Annotated in this window: 21 protein-coding genes and 2 pseudogenes; 9 read left to right on the top strand and 14 right to left on the bottom strand. The window is 59.7% G+C overall.

Annotation, left to right across the window (positions count from 1 at the left end; genetic code table 11):
- Window position 1 precedes the first annotated feature (1 nt).
- The gene (gene arfB / locus HMPREF2724_RS02935; protein ID WP_062036597.1) at window positions 2–445 is read left to right on the top strand and encodes an alternative ribosome rescue aminoacyl-tRNA hydrolase ArfB; all 444 of its coding nucleotides are present in this window, start codon (window positions 2–4) and stop codon (window positions 443–445) included.
- 54 nt (window positions 446–499) lie between these two features.
- Here the strand turns inward: arfB and HMPREF2724_RS02930 are convergent, their stop codons facing one another.
- Together HMPREF2724_RS02930 and HMPREF2724_RS02925 are read right to left on the bottom strand one after the other, a co-directional pair.
- Window positions 500–808, bottom strand: a complete 309-nt coding sequence (locus HMPREF2724_RS02930) for a HigA family addiction module antitoxin (protein ID WP_083306076.1) — start codon at window positions 806–808, stop codon at window positions 500–502.
- Window positions 795–1,021: pseudogene (locus HMPREF2724_RS02925) on the bottom strand (type II toxin-antitoxin system RelE/ParE family toxin). The gene HMPREF2724_RS02930 and the pseudogene HMPREF2724_RS02925 overlap by 14 nt, the downstream one beginning before the upstream one ends.
- Before the next feature lie 368 nt (window positions 1,022–1,389).
- Here HMPREF2724_RS02925 and HMPREF2724_RS02920 point away from each other — a divergent pair.
- From HMPREF2724_RS02920 to HMPREF2724_RS02905, 4 genes are all read left to right on the top strand, one after another.
- Entirely contained in the window at window positions 1,390–1,749 is a 360-nt protein-coding gene (locus HMPREF2724_RS02920) for a Cd(II)/Pb(II)-sensing metalloregulatory transcriptional regulator CmtR (RefSeq protein WP_070587046.1), read from the top strand.
- Window positions 1,746–3,638 carry a heavy metal translocating P-type ATPase gene (locus tag HMPREF2724_RS02915; RefSeq protein ID WP_070587044.1) on the top strand — a complete coding sequence of 631 codons (1,893 nt, stop codon included), beginning with the start codon at window positions 1,746–1,748 and terminating at the stop codon, window positions 3,636–3,638. The genes HMPREF2724_RS02920 and HMPREF2724_RS02915 overlap by 4 nt, the downstream gene beginning before the upstream one ends.
- Window positions 3,639–4,250: 612 nt before the next feature.
- Window positions 4,251–4,724: a Pycsar system effector family protein gene (locus HMPREF2724_RS02910; RefSeq protein WP_070587042.1), complete on the top strand. Its 474-nt coding sequence runs from the start codon at window positions 4,251–4,253 to the stop codon at window positions 4,722–4,724.
- A 7-nt stretch (window positions 4,725–4,731) separates the two neighbouring features.
- Window positions 4,732–5,463, top strand: a complete 732-nt coding sequence (locus tag HMPREF2724_RS02905; protein ID WP_070587040.1) for an adenylate/guanylate cyclase domain-containing protein — start codon at window positions 4,732–4,734, stop codon at window positions 5,461–5,463.
- Window positions 5,464–5,472: 9 nt separating this feature from the next.
- Here the strand turns inward: HMPREF2724_RS02905 and HMPREF2724_RS02900 are convergent, their stop codons facing one another.
- From HMPREF2724_RS02900 to HMPREF2724_RS02880, 5 genes and pseudogenes are all read right to left on the bottom strand, one after another.
- Window positions 5,473–6,168, bottom strand: coding sequence for an adenylate/guanylate cyclase domain-containing protein (locus tag HMPREF2724_RS02900; RefSeq protein ID WP_070587075.1), 696 nt, complete (start codon window positions 6,166–6,168; stop codon window positions 5,473–5,475).
- A 293-nt stretch (window positions 6,169–6,461) separates the two neighbouring features.
- Complete coding sequence (locus HMPREF2724_RS02895) at window positions 6,462–7,436, bottom strand: NAD-dependent epimerase/dehydratase family protein (protein WP_070587036.1); 975 nt, start codon at window positions 7,434–7,436, stop codon at window positions 6,462–6,464.
- A gap of 257 nt (window positions 7,437–7,693) precedes the next feature.
- A pseudogene (locus HMPREF2724_RS02890) lies at window positions 7,694–8,325 on the bottom strand (zeta toxin family protein).
- Between the two features lie 146 nt (window positions 8,326–8,471).
- The gene (locus HMPREF2724_RS02885) at window positions 8,472–8,735 is read right to left on the bottom strand and encodes a hypothetical protein (RefSeq protein WP_061925390.1); all 264 of its coding nucleotides are present in this window, start codon (window positions 8,733–8,735) and stop codon (window positions 8,472–8,474) included.
- Between the two features lie 30 nt (window positions 8,736–8,765).
- Window positions 8,766–10,175 carry an aldehyde dehydrogenase family protein gene (locus HMPREF2724_RS02880; RefSeq protein WP_070587034.1) on the bottom strand — a complete coding sequence of 470 codons (1,410 nt, stop codon included), beginning with the start codon at window positions 10,173–10,175 and terminating at the stop codon, window positions 8,766–8,768.
- A 124-nt stretch (window positions 10,176–10,299) separates the two neighbouring features.
- Here HMPREF2724_RS02880 and HMPREF2724_RS02875 point away from each other — a divergent pair, with 124 nt between their 5' ends.
- Window positions 10,300–11,244, top strand: coding sequence for an AraC-like ligand-binding domain-containing protein (locus HMPREF2724_RS02875; RefSeq protein WP_070587031.1), 945 nt, complete (start codon window positions 10,300–10,302; stop codon window positions 11,242–11,244).
- A 295-nt stretch (window positions 11,245–11,539) separates the two neighbouring features.
- On the top strand, window positions 11,540–11,818 hold the full coding sequence (locus HMPREF2724_RS13460; protein WP_371440777.1) for an excalibur calcium-binding domain-containing protein: 279 nt from the start codon (window positions 11,540–11,542) through the stop codon (window positions 11,816–11,818).
- Between the two features lie 47 nt (window positions 11,819–11,865).
- Here HMPREF2724_RS13460 and HMPREF2724_RS02865 read toward each other — a convergent pair whose 3' ends face one another.
- From HMPREF2724_RS02865 to HMPREF2724_RS02835, 7 genes are all read right to left on the bottom strand, one after another.
- Window positions 11,866–13,341, bottom strand: coding sequence for an NAD-dependent succinate-semialdehyde dehydrogenase (locus tag HMPREF2724_RS02865; protein WP_070587025.1), 1,476 nt, complete (start codon window positions 13,339–13,341; stop codon window positions 11,866–11,868).
- Window positions 13,342–13,349: 8 nt separating this feature from the next.
- Window positions 13,350–14,129: an HpcH/HpaI aldolase family protein gene (locus HMPREF2724_RS02860; protein WP_070587023.1), complete on the bottom strand. Its 780-nt coding sequence runs from the start codon at window positions 14,127–14,129 to the stop codon at window positions 13,350–13,352.
- Complete coding sequence (gene hpaH / locus HMPREF2724_RS02855) at window positions 14,114–14,899, bottom strand: 2-oxo-hept-4-ene-1,7-dioate hydratase (RefSeq protein ID WP_062042846.1); 786 nt, start codon at window positions 14,897–14,899, stop codon at window positions 14,114–14,116. The genes HMPREF2724_RS02860 and hpaH overlap by 16 nt, the downstream gene beginning before the upstream one ends.
- Window positions 14,900–15,006: 107 nt before the next feature.
- Window positions 15,007–16,083, bottom strand: coding sequence for a 3,4-dihydroxyphenylacetate 2,3-dioxygenase (hpaD, locus tag HMPREF2724_RS02850; RefSeq protein WP_061925414.1), 1,077 nt, complete (start codon window positions 16,081–16,083; stop codon window positions 15,007–15,009).
- Window positions 16,084–16,124: 41 nt separating this feature from the next.
- Complete coding sequence (gene hpaE / locus HMPREF2724_RS02845) at window positions 16,125–17,639, bottom strand: 5-carboxymethyl-2-hydroxymuconate semialdehyde dehydrogenase (protein ID WP_070587021.1); 1,515 nt, start codon at window positions 17,637–17,639, stop codon at window positions 16,125–16,127.
- A 31-nt stretch (window positions 17,640–17,670) separates the two neighbouring features.
- On the bottom strand, window positions 17,671–18,342 hold the full coding sequence (locus tag HMPREF2724_RS02840) for a GntR family transcriptional regulator (RefSeq protein ID WP_061925420.1): 672 nt from the start codon (window positions 18,340–18,342) through the stop codon (window positions 17,671–17,673).
- The gene (locus tag HMPREF2724_RS02835; protein ID WP_061925423.1) at window positions 18,339–19,817 is read right to left on the bottom strand and encodes a fumarylacetoacetate hydrolase family protein; all 1,479 of its coding nucleotides are present in this window, start codon (window positions 19,815–19,817) and stop codon (window positions 18,339–18,341) included. Before HMPREF2724_RS02835 ends, HMPREF2724_RS02840 begins: the two co-directional genes overlap by 4 nt.
- 124 nt (window positions 19,818–19,941) lie before the next feature.
- Between HMPREF2724_RS02835 and HMPREF2724_RS02830 the strand changes: the two genes are divergently transcribed.
- Window positions 19,942–21,303 (top strand): MFS transporter, encoded by a 1,362-nt coding sequence (locus HMPREF2724_RS02830; protein ID WP_070587019.1) that lies wholly within the window; start codon window positions 19,942–19,944, stop codon window positions 21,301–21,303.
- 156 nt (window positions 21,304–21,459) lie between these two features.
- On the top strand, window positions 21,460–23,310 hold the full coding sequence (locus HMPREF2724_RS02825; RefSeq protein ID WP_070587017.1) for an FAD-dependent monooxygenase: 1,851 nt from the start codon (window positions 21,460–21,462) through the stop codon (window positions 23,308–23,310).
- Window positions 23,311–23,367 lie beyond the last annotated feature (57 nt).

Here is a 23,367-nt window from a genome sequence, read left to right as displayed (position 1 = left end):
TATGAACGACCTGACCATCGCGCCTGGCCCAGGGATCCCTGGGGGTCTCGTGATCGTCGCCGCCGACCTGACGGAGCGGTTCGCGAAGTCGTCGGGACCAGGCGGCCAAGGCGTCAATACTACGGACAGCAAAGTGCAGCTTTCCGTCGATATCGCTACGTGCTCATCGCTTTCCGACGCCCAGCGTCGCCGCGTCCTTCACAACCTCGAGCACCGCCTAGACGGCACCGTCCTTACCGTTACCGCATCGACCCAGCGATTACAGGTACGCAACCGCGCCGAGGCACGCGAACGCATGGCCGCCCTCTTGCGCGAGGCGCTCGCTCCGCCTCCTCCTCCGCGGCGCAGGACCAAGCCGACGCGGAGCTCGGTACGACGCCGTCTCGAAGCGAAAAAGCGGCGCTCGGAACTCAAGTCCACGCGACGGCGGCCCCAAATTCCCTAGTTCGAACCATCCGCGTGCATATCCTCACGCTGACGGACCTGGTTCGGGTAACCGCTACGCTGAGACAGCTTGGACCGGGTGAATCCGCTCGATTTCCGAGAGGGTCTTGTCTTCCGCCACGTCCAAGTCATATTGAGCCTGTAACCCGAGCCAGAACTGGGGGCTCATCTCGAAAAACTTCGCTAGACGAAGGGCCGTGTCAGCGGTTACAGCGCGCTTACCGTGAACAATTTCGTTGATCCGGCGGGGCAGAACGCCGATGGAGACGGCGAGCTTGTGCTGGGTGATCCCCATTCCTTTGAGGAAGTCCTCCATGAGGATCTCACCGGGGTGAACCGGAGGGAGCTTGTCAGTGGTAGTCAACGATCTCAACCTCCTCTGGCCCCGCGGCGGACCACCGAAAACAGATCCGCCACTGGTCGTTGATTCAAATGCTGAACTTACCCCGCTGATCACCTTTCAACGCCTCGAGCCGGTTTCCCGGGGAATCCGTAACTCATCAAGAGTCTGCGCGTACCCAAGCTGGCGCAGCTTCCACAGACGCTCAGTGTCCTTGTCAGCGAACGACTGGATCATGCTTCACCCTATCCCCCATAACGCGAAGCATCAATAACGCTACACGTTAAATTTGAACTCCACGGTATGTTGTTGCAAAGTTACTTTCTCGTTAGCCTGCAACAATCAGAAAACTGCAATTACGTCAGCACACAGAGAACATATGGGCGCATGGAAACACGTAAAGGTTTGCGGGATGGCGTAGACGTCAACGTGAAGATTCTGAGAACCTCGCCGCCCACGTCGCTCCCGCGTTGGGTGGCAGCCGAACCACAAAGGATCAGTCATCTTCTATCCCATCGACTAATTCCTGCAGGTCGCCGGACCTTCGCGCAACCGTCAGTTCAGTGCATTTTGAATAGTTCAGCGCACGTTGTATTGTTCAGTACATGCTGACTATTGCTTCACGCCTCGACGTCATGAACCGGCTCGGCCGGGCCATGGCTGATCCGACGCGTTCCCGAATCCTGATGACCCTACTCGACGGTCCGGGCTACCCGGCCGAGATTTCGCAAAGCTTGGATCTGACGCGCTCGAACGTCTCGAACCACCTGTCCTGCCTACGCGATTGCGGCATCGTCGTCGCTGAGCCGGAGGGCCGTAAGACCCGCTACGAAATTGCCGATCCGCACCTCGCGGCGGCGCTCGAAGAGCTGGTCAACGCGACGCTGGCCGTCGACGAGAATGCCCCCTGCATCGACACTGAGTGCTCGGTGCCCGGCTGCGGCGAGAAAGGAACGGACGCATGAGTTCAGCATGTGGATGCGAACACGAACCCGCCACGGAGATCGAAGAGCTCGATCGGCCATGGTGGAAGGACCCCGAGCTACTGCTACCGATCTTCTCCGGCGTAGCCCTCATTACAGGACTGGCGCTGGACTGGTCCGACTTGGAGACGCCCGCAACGGTACTGTATTGGCTTGGCCTGCTGTTAGGCGCTTACACGTTCGCACCTGGAGCGATCCGGAACCTTGTCACGAAGCGCAAGCTCGGCATTGGCTTGCTTATGACGATCAGCGCTGTCGGCGCGGTGATCCTTGGTTTCGTCGGAGAGGCCGCGGCGCTGGCGTTCCTGTACTCGATCGCCGAGGCGCTTGAAGACAAGGCGATGGACCGGGCCCAAGGCGGACTGCGGGCACTGTTGAAGCTGGTACCGCAAACCGCGACCGTGCTGCGCGACGGTACGACGGCCGAGGTCGCTGCGAAGGACCTTGAGGTTGGCGAGCTAATGGTCGTACGCCCCGGGGAGCGGATCGCCACGGACGGCATCATTCGGTCCGGACGCTCCAGCCTTGACACCTCAGCGATCACCGGAGAATCCATTCCGGAGGAGGTTGCGCCCGGCGACGAGGTACCCGCGGGAGCGATCAACTCCGCCGGTGTGCTGGAGGTCGAGACGACCGCAGCTGGAACGGACAACTCGCTGACCACCCTCGTCGACCTGGTCGAGCAGGCGCAGGCGGAAAAGGGCGACCGCGCCCGGATCGCCGACCGGATTGCCCGACCCCTAGTGCCCGGGGTGATGATCCTTGCGGTGCTGGTCGGTGTGATTGGCTCGCTGCTGAGCGACCCCGAGACGTGGATCACCCGTGCCCTGGTGGTTCTGGTCGCAGCGTCACCGTGCGCGTTGGCAATCTCCGTGCCGCTGACGGTCGTGGCCGCGATCGGCGCGGCCAGCCAGTTCGGCGTGGTCATCAAGTCCGGCGCGGCGTTCGAGCGGCTCGGCGGCATCCGTCACCTGGCGGTGGACAAGACCGGAACCCTTACCCGCAACCAGCCCGAGGTTACCGGAGTGGTCCCGGCAGACGGATTCGATCGGGCGCAGGTGCTTTCCTTCGCGGCGGCGGTTGAGCAGCAATCGACGCACCCCCTCGCCGCGGCGATCGTGGCAGCGGAGCCCGAAGCGCCCACCGCCTTGGGTATCAGCGAGGAAGCCGGTCATGGCATCGGCGGCACCGTCGAAGGCCGACGGGTGCTGGTCGGCAGCCCCCGATGGATCGACGCCGGGCCACTGAAGGCGGACGTTGAGCGTATGGAGTCCGAAGGCCAGACCTGCGTCCTAGTCACCGTCGATGACGCTCTCGCCGGGGCGATCGGGGTGCGCGACGAGTTGCGGCCCGAGGTGCCCGATGCCGTGCAGTCCCTGCACGACAACGACGTGGAAGTGAGCATGCTCACCGGCGATAACACTCGCACCGCCCGGGCGCTGGCTGAAATCGCCGGAATCGACGACGTGCGCGCCGAGCTGCGACCGGAGGACAAGGCAAGCATCGTTGCCGAACTCTCCTCCAAGACGCCGACGGCGATGATCGGCGACGGCATCAACGACGCGCCGGCACTGGCGGGCGCAACGGTGGGCATTGCGATGGGAGCAACCGGCTCTGACGCCGCGATCGAGTCCGCTGACGTCGCCTTCACCGGCCACGACCTCCGGCTGATCCCGCAGGCGCTGCAGCACGCCCGCCGAGGCAGCAGGATCATCAACCAAAACATCGTGCTGTCTCTGGCCATCATCATCGTGTTGATGCCACTGGCGATCAGCGGTGTACTGGGCCTGGCCGCCGTCGTGTTGGTACACGAAGTCGCCGAAGTCATCGTGATCTTGAACGGCCTGCGGGCTGCACGAGCGAAACGCTGAGGCTGTGACCGGCAAGTCTTATAAGGGTTGAACCACGCGCCGAGCGCACACACACACGTTGGACCAGGCGAGTCATTCGAGTTCACCGCCTGGTCCTTCTCGATGCGTGCAGGCACGGGAACTGTGGGTGAACCTAATAGTTCAACGGCCTGATACCGCTTGCAGATTCTTCACACGAGGTAGCGGAATGGACCGAGGCCGAACGAAAACCGGAGTTAGAGACAGCGCTCTTCAACCTACCCCAATAACGCGAAACGTCATTAACGCCTCGCGTTACACGTTGAACTTGAACTCGACCACGTTTCAGTACAGGGTAACCTCTGAATCGATAGGTGGCGCGTCCGCCGCAGTAGCCCCGGCAGCTGCGGGGGAAGGAGAGTAAACCATCTTCAAGCTCTACCCGTGACTGCCGGCTCGTGGTCCCCATTTGAGACTCGCGTGTAATGGACGTTCCTGAAGTATCTATGTAAACCTTTGTACTCTAGAGCTATGTTTCGAATGCCGTTTCGGCGCGGTGGACGACGGACCACCGAGGGCCATCCGCACGACGCGACCACGCTCGCCAGCTCACCCGAACCTAACCCAGATCACGCATGGAAGACACTCGCATTGGTGAACGAGTGGATTCGCCACTCAGATGCGAAGGCCAGCGTGACACTTGCCTTCACCGGGGTGATGGCAACAATGACATACAACCTCGCAAAGGACGTTACTTCCCGGACTGTATTGTTCGACACTCTCGTTGGGTTGACCTGCTTGTTGCTTTTTATTACCGGCGCTTGGTGCGGATGGACACTGACCCCGAGAGTCAAGGACAAGGATGCAGATCGAGACGCGATCAACAGACTGTTTTTTGGAAGCATCGATCGAAATTTCAGGGGCAAGAGACATGAGTACAGCGAGGTACTCCATGTACTGACCTCTAACCCTGTTGAGCTGACGAAAGATCTCGCTGACCAGATACATGTCAATGCTCGGATTGCCACGGTAAAAGCAACCGCCGCAAAGAGGGCCATCCGGTATGCTCTCGCTGCAGGAGCCGCTATCGCAGTCCTGTCCCTCGTTGTCGGTATCACGAACAGTTAAGACGCAAATGGACGGCAACTACAGACCGTATGACTGGAAGGCCAGCTCGGCCCGGATCCAAGCGATCCTAGACCAGCCGGCAGGAGCGTATGAGGAGGTAGACGGACTCCCTGACCGAGACAAGCTCACGTTCTCCAACGGCTTCTACGGCATGTGCTCGGCGATCTTCATTGACATCCGAGACTCGTCCGGCCTAACTTCGAAGCATAAGAGGCCCGTTCTTGCGAAGATCTACCGGTCGTTCATCTCGGAAATGGTGGCAGTCCTAAACTCAGACGCCTATGTGCGTGAGGTGAATATCGTCGGCGACTGCGTGTGGGCCTCCTACAAGACGACGCAGGTCAACCACATCGACGATGTGTTCGCTACCGCAGCGCAGGCCAATACTCTCTTGAAGCTCCTAAACCACCACTACGAAAAGGCAGGGATCACCCAGCTCAGCATTGGCATAGGCGTTGAGTACGGGCGGGTTCTCATGATCAAGGCGGGGTACAGCGGCAGCACGATCAACGACGTCGTGTACATGGGCGACGTCGTCAACAGAGCAGCCCATCTAGCGCACCTGGCGGGACGCGGTTGGGGATCGAGCCCGGTTGTCGTCGGAGGCGTCTTCTACTCGAACCTGAACGATCACAACCAAGGCCTACTCCGACCGCAGGGGATGCCCGGCATCGGAACCGTGTACCAGGGAAATCCCATCATCCCGCAGATGGACGAGTGGATCAGCTCCCTCAGTTGACATCTCCCGTCAGACAGACCACCAGAACGTCGACCCATAGATCCGATAGCCCATGTCGGAGGTCCCCAGGTCAGTCCACATGTTCTGCTTCGGGTTACCCCCTAGCTTCGAGGTCTCATTCAGCCTGTTGTAGACGTCGGCGGTGATGTAGGTCGGGTAGCGAGGATCGAGCGCAGCCAACTTCGCCGCATTGTTTGCTGCGTTCCCAACCCACACCAAGTCATTGCTGCCTCGGATGCCTGTTCGGGCGACGAAAAGCTTCGAGGTATCGATGCCGACCCGCTGCTTGAGCACGAAGGTGCTCTTCGGGTACTTCTCAGCGACTTTCGCTGCCACGATATTCTTCGACGCCCAGTTGATCTGGAGCCCGCACTTTGCGGCGGCGGTGTTCTTCGAGTCTCCGATAAACACGCCCATGACGCGGTCCCCGTCGTAGGCCGTGATGATACCGCCTCGCGCTCGAATAATCTTAGCTGCACAATAGAGATAGCTCTTGTAGACCTCCGCAGCGAACCAGTCCTTGTACCCCTTGACCATCTTCGTCGACGACGCAAGATCCGCGTAGAGGACAGTTGCGTCGAGCTCGACAGCAAGGTTCTTCAGCGGAAGGTCATCGGCGTCGGGCACCTTCTGGCCTGCGCGACGTTCCCACTGTTCATCAACGGTCTTCTGGACGTACTCCTCCAGCTCATCTTTCAGACTCATGCCGAGGCTCCTCCCCACGATCGCTCTAACCGTTTGCTCATTCAGCTTACCCATTGCACGGTGTCAGGGGGTTGCTGCAATAGGTCTGCTCGCGACCTTTCACATACACCAGAGGTTATATGACGAAACAGAACTCCACGGAGAGGCGAAAGAAGACAAGATCGCTCCCCGTCACGAAGAGCTAGCACCGCCGAAGTTGCCCTCAGTCAGATTCGGACTCATTCTCACAGTCAGTCGCGGAACAAGGACAACTCAGCACGGTCCCGACTGCAACTAAAACTGTTCCTCCGAAGCTAAATACCATCTTCTAACCGCTGGCGAAGCACGACTTCCTCTTCATCGCTGAGTCCAGCAAGTCTTTCACCCTGCTGTTCTTCTTCGAATCGCAGCGCATCCGCCAATGTTTCCTTCAACGGACGAATCCGCAGGCCAGCTTCGTAGGCTGCGGCGCAATCGAGTAGCGCGATGTTGCGAAACTGTTCACCTGGTACCCACAACGGCAAGGATTTTGGACCCATCCACGGGGTTACATCATTAGCGAGAAGCAGTTCATCAGAGTAAGGTCGCTCCGTAGCCTCCGATGCGGTTAACTCACGCGAAATCTTGAACACATCAGACAAGGAAGTAGCAAACCCCGTAGCGTTAAAGGTTCCGAAAGTCCCAACTTCTGCAGATTCAACTATCCAGCCTGCAAGGTCTTTCACATCAATCATAGCGACGGGAAACGCTGGGTCTGGGACGATAACGTTCTCACCCGTGGGATGCGCGAAGCGATACGGGTAGTAACCACTGCGCCCTGTTTCGTCGCCGTAGCCGGCGATCAGACCGGGGCGAACTACCATTACCGACCGATTTGTGCTGCGATATATCGTTTCGCAAGCAGACTTTGCGGCTGGGTACTGCCCCATGTTCTCCATGTAGTCAATTTCAAGCGGAGTGACTACGGAATCAGACTCGGAAGAAATACTTCCTTGGTCCTCATATACGCTGCTCGAAGACACAAATATACGATGCTTGGCCTGGAGTTTCGTCGCCGCATCCCGCGCATGCTTCGGCTGACTCGTCAGATCCACAATGGTGTCCCAAGTTTTCCCCGCAACCTCATCGTACGCACCGTCACGGTCACGGTCTGAACTCACAAATTCGGCTCCGTTGGGAACCTTCCCGTTACCCCGCGCGAGGCAAGTAACTTGATGTCCTCGGTCGATTGCTGCCGCCGCAATGTGTCCTCCAAGGAAACCGGTACCACCGAGCAATAAAAAGTTCATGTCACTAGTTGTACACGAAACCTTCTCACACGTGACCAGTCCTAATCCCAGCGCATCCAAGCTGGAATAAGATGTCAGAGCAGGATTACCCCACCATCTGTCAGAGCTTCTTATTCGGCTAACCTACACATTGAACTTAAATTCAACGCAGACGACATCCTCAGCCTGCTCGACCTCGCAGACCGCTAGCTCGCCAGCAGCCGCTTTGACACGAAGCTCCCACCGCCTACCGGGCGCGCAGTTCCACGGGCACAGCCTTAAAGTTTGCGGATACGCTCTGCATCAGCCACGAGGTTTTGCGTGAGCTTCTCCGCTTCAAGGCCACTCAAGTCGCAGCTGTCGAAGCGGGCCAGCCAATCAGCACGAATGGCGGGGGAGTCGAACCAGGTTGCGCGCTCGGCTTCAATATCCTCGATACCGCTCAAGGTGCGGCCGTCGCGGGTGCGGATCTCGAGGTCGTCGACAAGCGGCGCAATAGCCTTGAGCCCTGGGACGATGGCTTTAAAGCCCGACGTGTGGGAAACCTCATTGGTCCAGCGCGGGTAGCGGCTCACGCGCTGCGCCTCCAGGTAGCGCTGGGCGACGCCCAGCCTGGAGACCTCCTGCGCCACCGCCAGCCCCACGATCCTCACGCGGAAACCCGCGGAGCGAAACTTGGCTATCTCACCCGCGATGAATTCCGGGTTGGACAGCGTGTTCTCAATGATGAGGGAGTGCCCGTGCTGCCGGCCATACTCAATGAGCGAAGACATCCAAAAGGGGACCGGTCCATTGGTGAGCACGTCCATGCGCAGGGGTCGCGCTCCATGATCTCGTCGAGGGCGGGATGATATTTGCGTAATTCATCCGAATCTAGAACGACGTGGTCATACGTGAGCATCTCAATCACCGAGGATTTTCCCGACGCTGGTTGCCCTGCTAGGTAGATGACCTCAGGTTCCGCGGATGGCTGGCGAAAGAGATACGCGATACGCCGCTCAAGGACGCGGCGTTTAAAAGCATCATCGACCGGAAAATCCGCAGCCTTCAGCACTGTCACGCCACCTTTGCGCGGGTTTCAAGCTCATCGAGCAAGCGAGCAAAGAATTCCGCTGCGGCACGGATTTCCTCAAGGTCGGTGTTATCAACACCACTCACAATGCGCTGGACAAAATCCTCTTGTGCAGTCCAATACTTAATTTCTAGCTCACTGTCGGTCGCAAGCTGCTGGTGGAAATAGGCAGCTTTCAGCGAGGACGCAACCTCCTTCATTGCGTCGAAGGCTGCGTACTCGATCTCCGGGACGTTGGCGGTGCTCATGGCGCTTAGAATAGCAGCGCCACGGCGGTTTTAGCCGTTGATAATCTGCGGGTAGGCCAGGCCCTTGAGGCCCTCGGTGCCAAACTCCACGCCGTAGCCGGAGGACTTGATGCCGCCGAACGGCACGCGCGGATCTACGGCACCGTGGCTGTTGATCCACGTGGTGCCAGCCTCCAGCTGCGCGGCAACTTCCAGAGCGCGCTCACGGTTGGAGGACCACACGGAAGAGCCCAAGCCCACGTCAAGCTTGTTGGCCTGCTCGATTGCCCAGTCCAAATCGGTGTACTTGATGATCGGCAGAGCAGGGCCGAACTGCTCCTCGACGACAAGCGGGTTATCCGGATCGATATCTGCCACCAGGGTGGTGGGGTAGAAGTGGCCCGGCGCGTCGTAGTCAGGCTCGCCGCCCAACAGCACGCGTGCACCGGACTCCTTCGCTGCCTTTACCAGCTTGTCCACGATGTCGAACTGCTGCTTGTTCTGCAGCGGGCCGAGCACGTTTTCTTCTTCCAAGCCCACACCCATCGGCGAGGCCTTGGCTACCTCGACGAGGGTTTCGCAGACGGCGTCGTAAAGCGATTCCGGCACGTACAGGCGCTTCATTGCCGCGCAGGTCTGTCCAGTGTTGATGAACGCGCCCCAGAAAAGGTCGCCGGCGATGGCGGCTGGGTCGGCGTCGTCAAGCACGATGCCCGCATCGTTACCACCGAGCTCGAGGGTGAGGCGCTGCAGGTTCGCGGCAGAGGACTCGACGATCTTCTTGCCGGTCGCAGTGGAGCCGGTGAACATGATCTTGTCGATGTCCGCGTGAGTGGTCAGTGCTGCGCCTACCGCGCCGTCGCCGGTAACAACCTGCAGGACGCCTTCCGGAAGCACGGAATTAAAGACCTTGATGAGCGCCAGGACGGACAGCGGGGTGTACTCGGAAGGCTTAACCACCACGGCATTACCCATGCGTAGGGCCGGGGCAATCTGCCAAATGGTGATCATCATCGGCCAGTTCCACGGGCCAATCGCACCGACGACGCCGAGCGGACGGTAGTGCACGGTCGCGGTGATGTCATCATCGACAGCGGTGTAATCAGGGGACTCGAAGGACGCCGTCGCGCGCAGCCATGCGGAGCACGCACCAACCTCGAAACGAGCATTCGGGCCGTTCAGCGGCTTGCCCTGCTCGCGGGAGAGCAGCTCCACCAGTGGCTCCGCGGAAGCCTCAATGGCGTCCGCAGCCTTGAGCAGGAGGTCACAGCGCTCAGAGTCGCTGAGCTTTGCAAAGGACTTCTGCGCGTGAACCGCGCGCTCGACCGCCGCATTGAGCTCCTCAACACTGCCTTCAGGTGCGACGCCCACAACCTCTTCGGTGGCTGGGTTGATGATTTCTACGCCATCCTCAGCGCTAACAGCTGCGAGAAGATCTTCATACGTGGCGAACTGCGACATTTATTCTCCTTAGTCGAGGTGTGCAAAGTTTTGACTATTGTTACCCACAACACATATTGCCGCTTGACTTTAAGCGCACAAAACTTGTTCAAAAATGTGCTTGAGGTCACTGTATAGTACTTATATGCCCAACTCTTCCTCGCACTATGACCTCGCGGCCTGGCGCGCGGCGTCTTCGGAGACCTTCGGCAAGCTGGAGATTCACGCACCCGAGGCGAGCACCTTTTGGGCCCAGCTCACCAGCACCAGGGTGGGGGAGGTCTCCCTCTTCGACATGCGCACCGCGCCCCATTCGGTAAAAAGGGAAAACGCAGCGCTTGCCGACGCCCCCTTTTGCAAGCTCAGCCTCCAGCTTTCCGGCCACTCCACCATGGCGCAAGATGGCCGAACCTGCGAGCTTCATCCCGGTGACTTAGCACTGTATGTCACTCAACGGCCTTATGTTCTTGAATATCCCGTCGAGCAGCACACTCTTATCGTTCACTTTCCACAGAGCCTACTTAGCCTCACACCGGCGCAGATTCAGCAGCTAACTGCGAGCCCAGTTTCACGTGATCATGGCTTGGGCAAGGTGGCAGTGCCGCTTTTCGAGCAGCTGGCCAATAACCTCGACGTGCTGGAAGGCCCGCACGCCCCGGCCCTTGTTCGATCCGCCTTGAACATGTTGGTCACAGTGTTCTCTTCTGAAATCGACACCGCCTCTGACTCGAAGAATTTGTTATTCAACCAGGCCACCTCATATATCGAGCAGCATTTGGGTGATGCAGATCTTTCCCCAAGCACCATCGCCACGGCGCTTTTCGTATCCGTGCGCCATCTCCATTCCCGCTTCGCCGCACAAGGCCTTTCAGTAGGTTCCTACATCCGCAGCCGCCGACTAGAGAAAGTACGGGAGGAGCTAACAAACCCCTTAAATGCCAAGGAATCCATTGGCACCATCGCCGCGCGCTACGGCCTGCACGATCCTTCGCATTTCTCGCGCATCTTCAAGACTGAGTTCGGGCTTTCTCCCAGCGCTTATCGCGCCCGTTTCGCAGTCCATCCCTTTAAGAGTCCTAGATGGGGGTAAATCTCCCATTTAGCCTCTATACGGCTCTGCGTAGTCGCATAATAAATTTGTAAAGAAGAAATCTCTTGGCCTACTGCTTGCAGCGGCCCTCTCATTTGGCGCTATCTCTCCAGCGCAAGCACAAGAAGTTAACGCTCCGGTTGCCTCCGAAACGGGCGTTACAGCCGAACAAGATACCGCCACCAACTCCCAGTCCTCTGAACCTGATACCGGGGTAATTGTTGGCTCTGTCGTTGGCGCTCTCGCATTGGCCGGCCTCATCGCGGGCGGAGTCTATTGGGCTGTTCAACAGCGCATGATCCCCAATCCACTGCCTGGAATTATTCCGAATCCTCCAGCACCAGCTCCCGCCCCTGCGCCAGCACCGGCACCAGCTCCCGCTCCCGCCCCTAGGCCAGCTCCCGCCCCACCTCGCGTGATGGCACCCGCCCCGGCTCGCGTCACCGCCAGCTATGCAAACTGCACTGCTGTGTGGAACTCCATTGGCCGCCCAATCCGCTCTGGCGATCCTGGCTTCATGTCGAAGTTTGATCGTGATGGCGATGGCGTTGGTTGCGAGCGCGACCCTCGTTAAGACCTAAAGCAGCCACCCCATCGGAGTGGCTGCTTTTCTTATATTCCTTATCGGTTGGCGTATGGGTTACGCACACCGATGTACTGCAGCGAGGTGTACTCCTCGATGCCCTCGGCGCCGCCCTCGCGGCCCATGCCGGACTGCTTGACGCCACCGAATGGGGCAGCGGCATTAGAGATGACGCCGGCGTTAAAGCCCATGAGGCCGAACTCTAGGCCATCGCCCAGGCGCCACATACGGTCGGAGTCTTCCGTGAACACATAGGAGGCCAGGCCATACTCGGTGTCGTTGGCCAGTTCGATGGCCTCGGCTTCATCGCTGAAGGTGAGGATCGGCGCAACCGGTCCGAAGATCTCCTCCTGCGCCACGCGTGATTCACGTGAAACATTGGTCAGGACGGTCGGCTCGTAGAAGTAGCCAGCACCCTCACCACGGCTGCCGCCGACGAGGACTTTGGCACCCTTGGCGACGGCGTCTTCGACGAGCGCGGCGACGTTGTCCTGAGCCTTCTTCTCAATGAGCGGCCCACAGGTAACGCCCTCATCCATGCCGTTGCCCACCTTGAGCTCAGAGATCTTGGCTGCAAACTTCTGGGCGAACTCTTCGGCCACGGACTCGTGCACAATAAAGCGATTAGCTGCGGTGCAGGCCTCACCAATGTTGCGCATCTTCGCGCCCATCGCACCCGCTACAGCTTGATCTAAGTCTGCGTCCTCGAAGACGACGAACGGCGCGTTGCCACCGAGCTCCATGGAGGTGCGCAGAACGTTGTCCGCAGCAGCCTTCAACAAGGTCTTACCCACCGGAGTAGAGCCAGTAAAAGACACCTTGCGCAGGCGCGAGTCAGCCATGACCGGCTCAGAAATGGCGGAAGCGGACTTACCCGCCACGACGTTCAGAACGCCCTCCGGAAGACCTGCGTCAATCATGGTCTGGGCGAAGTACTGAGCGGTCAGCGGAGTCAGCTTCGCTGGCTTGAGCACCATGGTGCAGCCCGCAGCAACCGCCGGCGCAACCTTGCGGGTAGCCATGGCGAGTGGGAAGTTCCACGGGGTGATAAGCAGGCGCGGACCCACCGGCTTACGGCGGGTCACCATCTGAAGGGTGCCCTCCGGTGCGGGCAAGCTGCGGCCATAGTCACGCACGGCTTCCTCAGAGAACCAACGCAGGTACTCCGCGCCGTAAGTGACCTCACCGTAGGCCTCAGCCAGAGGCTTGCCCATTTCCAAGGTCATCAAACCAGCGAATTCATCCTTGCGCTCGGTAACAAGCTCGAAGGCGCGACGCAGAATGTTAGAACGCTCGCGCGGGGTTGTGCGCGCCCACTCGTCCTGGACGGCACAGGCGGCATCCAGCGCGGCCACGGCATCCTCCGAGTTACCCGAAGCCAATGTGGCTAGTACCTCACCGGTGGCGGGATTCTCCACGTCGAAGGTCTCACCTGACGCAGCATCGCGCCACTGCCCGTTAATCAGCAGGCCGGTCGGAACCTTGGCCAACAGTTGCTCAACATTGATGGTCATAAAAGTTGCTAACCTTTCTTCGAGAATTTGTCCGCCAGCGTACGCGCCGCACCGGACAGCAGCTGGACATCAGCTCCTACCAGCGCAAACGACGCACCTGCGTCGAGATAACGCTGCGCCTGCTCCAGATTGAAAGCGTTGACGCCCACCGGCTTGCCCGCAGCACGGACCGCATCGAAAGTACGCTGCACTGCGTCCAGCACGTCTGGGTGGGTCTGCTGGCCCAGCAGCCCCATTGAGGCCGCCAGATCCGATGGGCCGACAAATACTTGGTAAACACCATCGACGGCCGCGATCTCAGCCGCGTTCTCCACAGCGGTGAAGGACTCAATCTGCACGGTCAGGCTGACGGTCTCAGTGGCCTTCTGCAAATACCCCTCCACACCATTCCAGCGGGAAGAACGAGCCAACGCACTGCCGACGCCGCGCACACCGCGCGGTGGGTAATACATTGCCGCTACAGCCTTCTCGGCCTCGGCTGCAGTATCGACCATTGGCACCATCAGATTCTGAGCACCAACATCTAGGTATTGCTTGATAAGTGCGGTGTCATTAACCGGAACACGCACCATGCGGGTTGGCCCATACGCATCCGTGGCCCGAAGCAATTCTGCGATGGTCTCCAAGCTATAAGGGGAGTGCTCGCCATCAATGAGCAGCCAATCGAAACCGGCGGAAGCAACAATCTCCGCCGCCACCTGGGAGCCGGAGCAGATCCAGGCGCCGATCAACGGGGCGTCGTCAAGCGCGTGCGTGAAGGTTGGCGGAAGTTCTACTGGAATCGGCATGTGATTGCTCCCAACTTTCCATAATCGGCATGGACGGTATCGCCCGGCTCTACCCACATCGGCTTGGTGAAGGAGCCGGCGAGGATGATGTCGCCCTTCTTCAAAGTGTCGCCGTGGGCATGCAGCTTGTTTGCCAGCCAGGCGACGCCCATCGCCGGATGGTTGAGCACCGCCGCGGCGACGCCGGTGTCTTCGATGGATTCATTGCGATAGAGGAGGGCGGAGACCCAACGGAGGTCAACGTCTTCGGGGCGGACTGGGTTGCCGCCATAAACCATCGCGCCGAGCGCCGCGTTGTCAGAGATGGTGTCCACGATGGTGCGGCCCTTCATCTCAATGCGAGAGGAGAGGATCTCCAAGGCTGGCACCACGTAATCGGTCGCGCGGAGCACATCAAAGATGCTGCAGTTAGGCCCCGTCAGGTCCTCCTTGAGAACGAAGGCAAGCTCCACCTCGATGCGCACGTTCGAGAACTGCGCGTGCTCAATAATGGAACCGTTCTCATAAACCTGGTCCGCAAAGATGGCACCGTAGTCCGGCTCGGTAATACCGGTTGCCTCCTGCATCACCTTGGAGGTCAGGCCAATCTTGCGGCCAACGAGGCGTCGCCCACCGGCGATGCCGCGCTTTACCCATTCACCCTGGATGGCATAAGAATCCTCCACACCCATGTCCGGGAAGCGAGTGCTCAGCAGAGGAATCATCGTGCGGTCGCGCTCGGCCTGCGCCAGCTCATCCGCGATGGCTATATGTTGCTTGCTATCTAACATTGTCGCATTCCTTAGTTCGTTGTTTCACGTGAAACATGCAGAAAAGCTGGACCGCATTTCTGGGTTTTAATCAACCTTGAAATCACAGTCCAGCATCCATGAGAGCTTTAGAGCTGGTTGCCGAGCTTGAACTCGCCCTGCTTCCACTCCGGCATCTCCTCGGAATCTTCCTTGCGGGTGTAGGAGAAGCCATCCGCGCCGATGGTCTGCGCCATCTCGGACTCATCAGTGCGCTCGACCAGCGGAACCGGATTACCATCGAGGTCGAGGACGGTGGAGCCGTCGCGGTACCAAGAAGGAACAACCGGGGTACCCCACCAGTCGCGACGCTGGTTGTCGTGGACGTCCCAGGTGACAACCGGGTTGTCTGGGTCGCCGGTGTAGTAATCCTGGGTGTAGATCTCCACGCGGTGACCATCCGGGTCGCGCAAGTAGAGGTAGTAGGCATTGGAAACGCCATGACGGCCTGGGCCACGCTCGATAGCGTCAGACTCGCGGAGAGCGCCAAGCTTGTCGCAGATGGCGATGATGTTGTGCTTCTCGTGGGTAGCGAACGCGATGTGGTGCATGCGCGGGCCGTCACCACCAGTCATTGCAGTGTCGTGGACGGTCGGCTTACGGCGCATCCATGCGGCATAGACGGTGCCCTGCTCATCGCGGATATCCTCAGTGATGCGGAAGCCAAGATCCTCCATGTAATCCACGGCCTTCGGAACATCCGGGGTGATCTGATTGAAGTGATCCAAGCGAACCAACGCGCCCGGGATATGGGCGTCATAGCTCCACGCCAGACGCTCGCGGTGCTCTACCTCGTAGAAGAACTCGTATGGGAAGCCCAACGGATCCTGCACACGCACAGAGTCGCCGACACCCTTGACAAAGCCGTCCTTGTTGCGACGAACCTCGCAGCCGCGGGCCTTGTAAAACTCCTCAGCGCGGTCCAGATCTTCGGGGCTACGCACGCGGTAGGAGAAGGCCGCCACTGCCGGAACAGGGCCCTTGCGCAGCACCAGGTTGTGGTGGATGAACTCCTCGTAGGTGCGTAGGTAGATCGCGTTGTCATCTTCCTCGGTCACGACGAGGCCTAAGGTATCCACGTAGAACTTACGGGAAGCCTCAAGATCGGTAACAACGATCTCCATGTAGGCGCAACGCAGGATATCCGGTGCTTGAACGTTGGTCATGATGTGCTCCTTGGGTGAAAACTAGGTGAGAGAAAAAGGATTTAGTCCTGCTTGCCGAAGACCGGGTTGTGAACCTTGTCGAGGTTGATGTGGACTGCCTGCTGGTCGGTGTAGAAATCGATGGAACGGTAGCCACCCTCATGGCCCAAGCCGGAAGCCTTCACGCCGCCGAATGGGGTACGCAGGTCGCGGACGTTATTCGAGTTGAGCCAGACCATGCCGGCCTCCACGTTCTGCGCGAAGTTGTGCGCACGCTTGAGATCGGAGGTCCAGACATATGCGGCCAGACCGTACTTGGTGTTGTTGGTCAGCTCGAGCGCTTCCTCGTCGGTGTCGAACGGGGTGATCGCAACGACCGGACCGAAGATTTCTTCCTGGAAGATGCGGGCGGATGGGTCGACGTCAACGAAGACGGTCGGCTGCACAAAGTTGCCCTCTTCGAAACCCTCTGGGCGCTCGCCGCCGGCGGCCAGCTTGGCTTCCTGCTTGCCAATCTCGATGTACGAGGTGACCTTCTCGTAGTGCTCAGGGTGAACCAGGGCGCCGACCTCGGTCTTCGGGTCAGAAGGCAGGCCCACCTTTACGCGCTTGGCGACGGCGGTGTAGCGCTCAACGAATTCATCGTAAATGTCGCGCTGGACGAGGATGCGTGAGCCGGCGGTGCAGCGCTCGCCGTTCAGGGAGAACACGCCGAAGATGCAGGCGTCGATTGCGGTGTCGAGGTCCGCGTCGGAGAATACGATGGCAGGGGACTTGCCGCCCAGCTCCATCGACAGACCCTTCAGGTGCGGTGCCGCGTTCCCGAAGATGATCTGACCGGTGCGGGACTCGCCGGTAAAGGAGATCAGCGGGACGTCTGGGTGCTTGACCAGTGGGTCGCCCGCGTAGCCTTCCTCGCCGAAGCCGTTGACTAGGTTGAAGACGCCCTTCGGGAGGCCAGCCTCCTCAAAGATGCCTGCCCACAGCTGTGCGGAAAGCGGGGTGAACTCGGCAGGCTTCAGGACAACGGAGTTACCGGTGGCGATAGCAGGAGCGAGCTTCCAGGACTCCAGCATGAAAGGAGTGTTCCACGGGGTGATAAGACCTGCGACGCCGATTGGCTTGCGGTTGACGTAGTTGATCTGGCGGCCCGGAACCTTGTAGGCGTCGTCGGCCTGCGCAACGATGAGGTCAGCGAAGAAGCGGAAGTTCTCCGCCGCGCGCTTGGCCTGGCCATTGGCCTGGGTGATGGGCAGGCCGGAGTCGAAGGACTCCCAAGCAGCCAGCTTGTCTGCGCGGGTCTCGACGATGTCTGCGATCTTGTTGAGGACGCGAGCGCGCTCGCGGGGGAGGGCCTTGGACCACTCGCCGCGCTCAAAGGCAGCCTTGGCGGCAGCAACGGCCTTGTCGATGTCGGCCGGCTTGCCGGAGGCGGCCTTGATGTAGTTCTGGTTGGTTACCGGATCGAGTACGTCGAACTCGTCGCCGTCGATGGAGGAAACGAACTCACCATCGATGTAGTGGAGGATCTTCTCTGGCAGGTCGTTTGGCTTCGCGGCGTCGTTGTTGATGCTCATGGCTTTAGGGTTCTCCTTTAAGTCTGGGTATCTAGGTTGCGTTTGCAGTGTCTGTTTCGGCGTTTTTTGCCCGATAGCTCCGGGAGGTTTGCAAGCGGTGTTCCCGTGCAACCTTTTCCACGTATGCTTCCTCGGCGCCAATCTCAATGAGGGTGACTAGCTTTTCGTGTTCTTCCACCGAGTCCAACGCCCGCTCCGGGATGTAGCGGAAGGTCGAAACGCGGTGATATTCCAGTTGGTCCCATTGCTCGTAAACCAGCTTTACAAGCCTTTCGTTGGGACACTTGGCAAAGAGCACGCTATGAAATTCTTTGTTGAGCTTGGTGAACTCGTCTGGGTCGTGGGTGACATCAAGCTCGCGCATCTGCTGATTAAGCTCCCGCGCCTTGGCGACGTCCGCGGCTTCGAGGAAGGGAGCGGACTGGGCGGTTGCCCGGGCCTCGAGTGTGGCCACAATCTCCATGGATTCGTAGTAGGCCTCGCGGTTGTGGGTGGTTACTCGCGCGCCCACATTGCGTTCGTAGGTAACCAGCCCTTCGGCCTCGAGCTGCCTGATGGCCTCGCGCACCGGCACGACGCTGACATCGAGTTCTTCCGCAATTGTTGTAAGAACCAAGCGGTGGCCTGGCTCGTATCCGCGGGTGCGGATCTGCTGGCTTATCCAGTTATATGCCTGTTGGGATTTGCTCTCCGCGAGGCTCATTGACCACCCCCATTCTTGAAGGCGAGGTAGGCCTCCTTGTTGGCGCCCTTTGGCGGGAACATCCCGTCGAGGCTTGCGCCGGCCTTGACCTGCTCGGCCACCCAGTCATCCTCGTGCTCCTTGGCAAGCGCAGCGTCTGCTACCTCCTCAGCCAACTCGCGCGGGATGACGATGACGCCGTCGTCATCGCCGACGATGATGTCTCCCGGGATAACGGTGGCGTTGCCACAGGAAACAGCAATGTCGCTATCCCACGGAACGTGCTTGCGGCCGAGCACGCATGGGTGTGCGCCTTGGGTGAAGACGGGCAGGCCGATCTCACGGACCGCCTCGTAGTCGCGCACACCGCCATCGGTGACAACACCGGCCGCGCCGCGGGTCTTCGCGCGCAGTGCAAGAATGTCGCCCAGGGTGCCAGACCCCGGCTCTTGGCGAGCCTCGATGACGATTACTTCGCCTTCCTTCACGGTGTCGAAGACTTTCTTCTGCTCGTTGAAGCCGCCGCCGTGGCTCTTGAAGAGATCTTCGCGCCCGGCAACGAAGCGCAGGGTGCGGGCGACGCCCACCATTTTGGTGCCCGGAGTCTGTGGATAGACACCTTCGATGACGGATTGGTTGATGCCGCGATTTCGTAACTGTGCCGAAAGTCCGGCGGTGGGCGCCTCCTCCAATTTCCGCTTCAATTCCGCGGAAAGTTCGGAAGAGGAGGAAGAGGCAAGCGGCGGAAGCCCAGCGGACTCACGGTCGCCGTAGGCATCCTCGCGCTGCTTGTCATCGACATTCGGCAGGTTGCCCAGAGCCGAATCGAAGGAAGCCGGGATTTCTACGACTGCCGTCTTAAGACGTCCGGAGGTCTCGCCACCCGGTACGTCAACCTCGACCTCGACGACATCGCCGGGCTTGATCACGGTGGAGCCCGCCGGGGTGCCCGTCAGGATGATATCGCCAGTCTCCAAAGTCATGTGCTGGGAGAGGTCCGCGACAAATTGCGCGAGAGGGAAGATGAGGTCCTTCTCAGACGAGGTACCCTCCTGCGCCAGCTCGCCATTAACCCAGGTGCGCAGGCGCAACGAGGCGGGGTCGATCTTCTGGGCGTCGATAAGCATGGGCCCAATCGGCGTATAACCATCGCGGGACTTGGAACGGGTATTAGATCCCTTATCCTGCGCGCGATAATCATAAAGCCCCAGGTCATTGGAAGCAGTTACATAGGCGACATGACCCCAAGCCTCATCCAAGGTGACATTGCGAGCCGGCTTGCCAATGATGAGCGCAATCTCGCCTTCAAATGCCAACAGCTCAGTGCCCGCCGGACGCTCGACGACGCCGCCGGATTCCGCCAGGGTACTGGTCGCCTTCAGGAAGTAACTCGGGGTCTTGGGCCAGCGACCACGTTGAGCGGCACGGGACTCAAAAGCCACGTGCACGGCAATAATCTTGCCCGGTTTCTCAGGCAGGAATTGGGGTACAGCCATGAAAAATCCTTCTTTTCTCTCAAATGTTTGCCCAAATCGTATATTATCCCTACCAACGCCGCAAGTGGTTCAACTCACAATAAGTGGTTAGGTATACGACAAGCCACAACTTGAAAGGGAAAACATGTCGCAAGCAACTGCCGCTCCGACAATCACGACGGCCGAACGCCGCCGTGTTGTCGCCGCGACCACCATCGGTACCGCCATCGAGTGGTACGACTACTTCCTCTACGCCGCGGTAGCTGGCCTCGTATTCAACAAGCTCATGTTCGGCCCGCTGGAAGGCGGCCTGGCCACCATCATCTCCTTCCTTACGGTTGGCCTTTCCTTCCTCTTCCGCCCAATCGGCGCTTTCCTCGCCGGCCACTTCGCCGACCGCTTTGGCCGTCGCGTGGTTCTCATGGTCACCCTCTTTGCCATGGGCGGCGCCACCACGCTAATCGGCGTCCTGCCCACCTTCGATAGCGCTGGTGTTTGGGCGCCAATCCTGCTCATTGCCCTGCGCATCATCCAAGGAATTTCCGCAGGCGGCGAGTGGGGCAGTGCGGTGCTGATGGCGGTGGAGCACGCACCCGTCGATAAGCGCGGGCTCTATGGCGCCGGGCCCCAGGTGGGCGTGCCGGCTGGCCTGCTGCTTTCTTCCGGAGTTCTTTCAATCATGAACACCATCGCGCCTGGCGACGCCTTCATAGCCTGGGGCTGGCGTGTACCGTTCCTGCTTTCCTTCGTGCTGGTTTTGGTGGGTTACCTAATCCGCATGGGCGTTGACGAATCCCCAGTCTTCGAGGAAATCGCCGAGCGCCAAGAGGAAGAAACGCCACATCCTTTCGCCGTTCTGTTCAAGAAGTTTTTCCCACTAGTCTTCACCGCAGCACTGGTTTTCGCAGGCAATGGCCCCGTGGGCTACATGACCACGGGCGGCTACATCCAGAAGTACGCGACCGACCCGGACGGTCCGGTTGCGCTCGCGCGCGGCGACGTCCTGAATGCCGTCACGCTTTCCGCGTTTACCTGGGCACTTTTTACGTTGTTTGCCGGTGCCATCTCCGATCGAATTGGTCGCCGCGCGACTTATCTCATCGGCTTTATCGCTCAGGCGCTCGGCGCCGCAGCGCTTTTCCCTCTGGTCAACACTGGCGATCTCAAGCTGCTCTATCTGGCACTGACCTCGCTAACCTTTGGCCTGGGCCTGACCTACGGCGCCCAGTCCGCCATGTATGCCGAGCTTTTCCCGGCATCCATTCGCGCCACGGGCGTTTCCATCACCTACGCCCTCGGCTCGGTCCTAGGCGGAGCTTTCGCCCCGATGATTGCGGCTTCCCTGGTCGAAGCAACGGGCACCACCTTCGCGGTATCCGGCTATCTAGTCACGGCTTCGCTGGTTGGCCTCGTGTGCACCTTCATCCTCCGTGAGCGCAAGGGAATCCCTCTTGGCCCAGAGCACGAAGCCGCGCAAGCGCGCGGGCACTTCATCTTCAGCAAGTAATTCCCCACCGTTTCCACGCAAATCGAAATGCTCATTGTAGAGAATTGCGGCATCATATATGATTCCGCACATAGGACTTAGATCACACTCCCTTAATGCATTGAGTTAAGTCACCCGCATCCCATCCACTTCATCTCGGCCAACAAGGAGATCACAGTGCAGTTCCACCACAATGGTTATGTTTCCCAAGACCCCCGCGTCCTCGAGCCCGCAGGTTATGGCGTCGACCGCGCCAGCGAGCTGCCAGACACCATGGACGTCCTCATCGTGGGCTCCGGGCCCGCGGGCATGATCACGGCTGCACAGCTGGCGATGTTCCCGAGCGTCAACACTCGCATCATCGAGCGCCGCCCGCACCGCCTCATCCTGGGCCAGGCAGACGGCATCCAGTCCCGTTCCGTGGAGACTTTCCAGGCTTTCGGCTTTGCCAAGGAAATCACCGAAGAGGCCTACGAGATCACCGAGATGTCCTTCTGGAACCCGGATCCAGAAAACCGCGAGCACATTATCCGCGGCGCCCGCCCCGTCGATGACGAGGGTGGCATCTCCGAGTTCCCACACCTCATCGTTAACCAGGCCCGCGTTCTGGATTACTTCGCCCGCTTTGCCCACCGCGCCCCGGGCCGCATCGAACCGGACTATGGCTGGAAGTTCATCGAGCTCGAGGTAGGGGAGGGCGAATACCCCGTTGCCGTCAAGCTCGAAGATGAGAACGGCAATCCCCGCACAGTCCACGCCAAGTACGTCGTCGGCTCGGACGGCGCCAAGTCCCGCGTGCGCAAGTCCATCGGCCGTTCCTTAGACGGCGATCAGGCCAACCACGCGTGGGGCGTCATGGACGTCGTGGTCGATACCGACTTCCCAGATTGGCGCACCAAGTGTGCCATCCACTCCAAGGCTGGCTCGATCCTCCACATCCCGCGCGAGGGCGGCTACCTCTGCCGCATCTACGTCGACTTGGGCGTCGTCCCAGAAGGTGACAACGGCAAGATCCGCGAGACGCCAATCGAGAAGATCATTGAGAAGGCCAACGAGATCTACTCTCCTTATTTCATCGATGTGAAGATGGTGGCTTGGCACTCCGTCTACGAGGTAGGCCACCGCCTAGTCGATGCCTTTGATGACAACAACGATTCCCCGCGCGTCTTCCTGACCGGCGATGCTTGCCATACCCACTCCGCGAAGGCGGGCCAGGGTATGAACGTTTCCATGCAGGATGGTTTCAACATTGGCTGGAAGCTTGGCCACGTCTTGGATGGCCGCGCGCCGGAGGAGCTGCTGAGCACCTACCACGGCGAGCGCCAGCCAGCCGCACAGAACCTCATCAACTTCGATAAGGAATGGTCCACCCTTATGGCCACCCCGCCGGAGGAGCTCGAGGATCCATGCGCGGTGGAGAAGTACTACGTCGCCGCCGAGGAATTCGCCGCCGGCATGATGACCCAGTACGAGGAGAACATCATCGTCGGCGACACCCAGCATCAAGAACTGGCCACTGGCTTCCCGGTGGGCAAGCGTTTTAAGTCCTTTGAGGTTCTCCGCCGCTGCGACGCAGTTCAGCAGCACCTGGGCCACCAGCATTTCGCAGACGGCCGCTACCGCATCTACGCTTTTGCCGACGCCCCGAAGGCCGGCGAGGAATCCAAGTTCAGCGCCTGGGCCGAGCGGATGAAAGAGGTTCTGGCCAAGTTCACTCCCGCTGACGCCGACGAGAACACCTACTTCGACGTCAAGGCCATCTACCAGCAGACCAACCACCACGATTACGAGATCTTGGACGCCCCGCGTCTCTTCCGCCCCCTTAACGGCAAGTTCCATATCCCCAATTGGGAGAACGTATTCAACGCCCTGCCCGAAGAGCGCGACATCTTCGAAGCCCGCGGCATCTCCCGCGAGGGCGCTGTTATCATCGTCCGCCCAGACCAATACGTCGGCGCGGTCCTGCCGCTTGACGACGCCGCGGCTGTCGAGGCCTACTTCGACAAGGCGCTGTTGCCAACCAAGTAAGCAACGGCTCAAAAAGCAGCCACAAACAACGCCCCGCGTAGTGTTTCACGTGAAACA

It is taken from the genome of Corynebacterium sp. HMSC071F07, from assembly GCF_001810285.1.
Lineage (GTDB): Bacteria > Actinomycetota > Actinomycetes > Mycobacteriales > Mycobacteriaceae > Corynebacterium > Corynebacterium simulans.
This window is presented reverse-complemented; position numbering and strand designations above follow the sequence as displayed.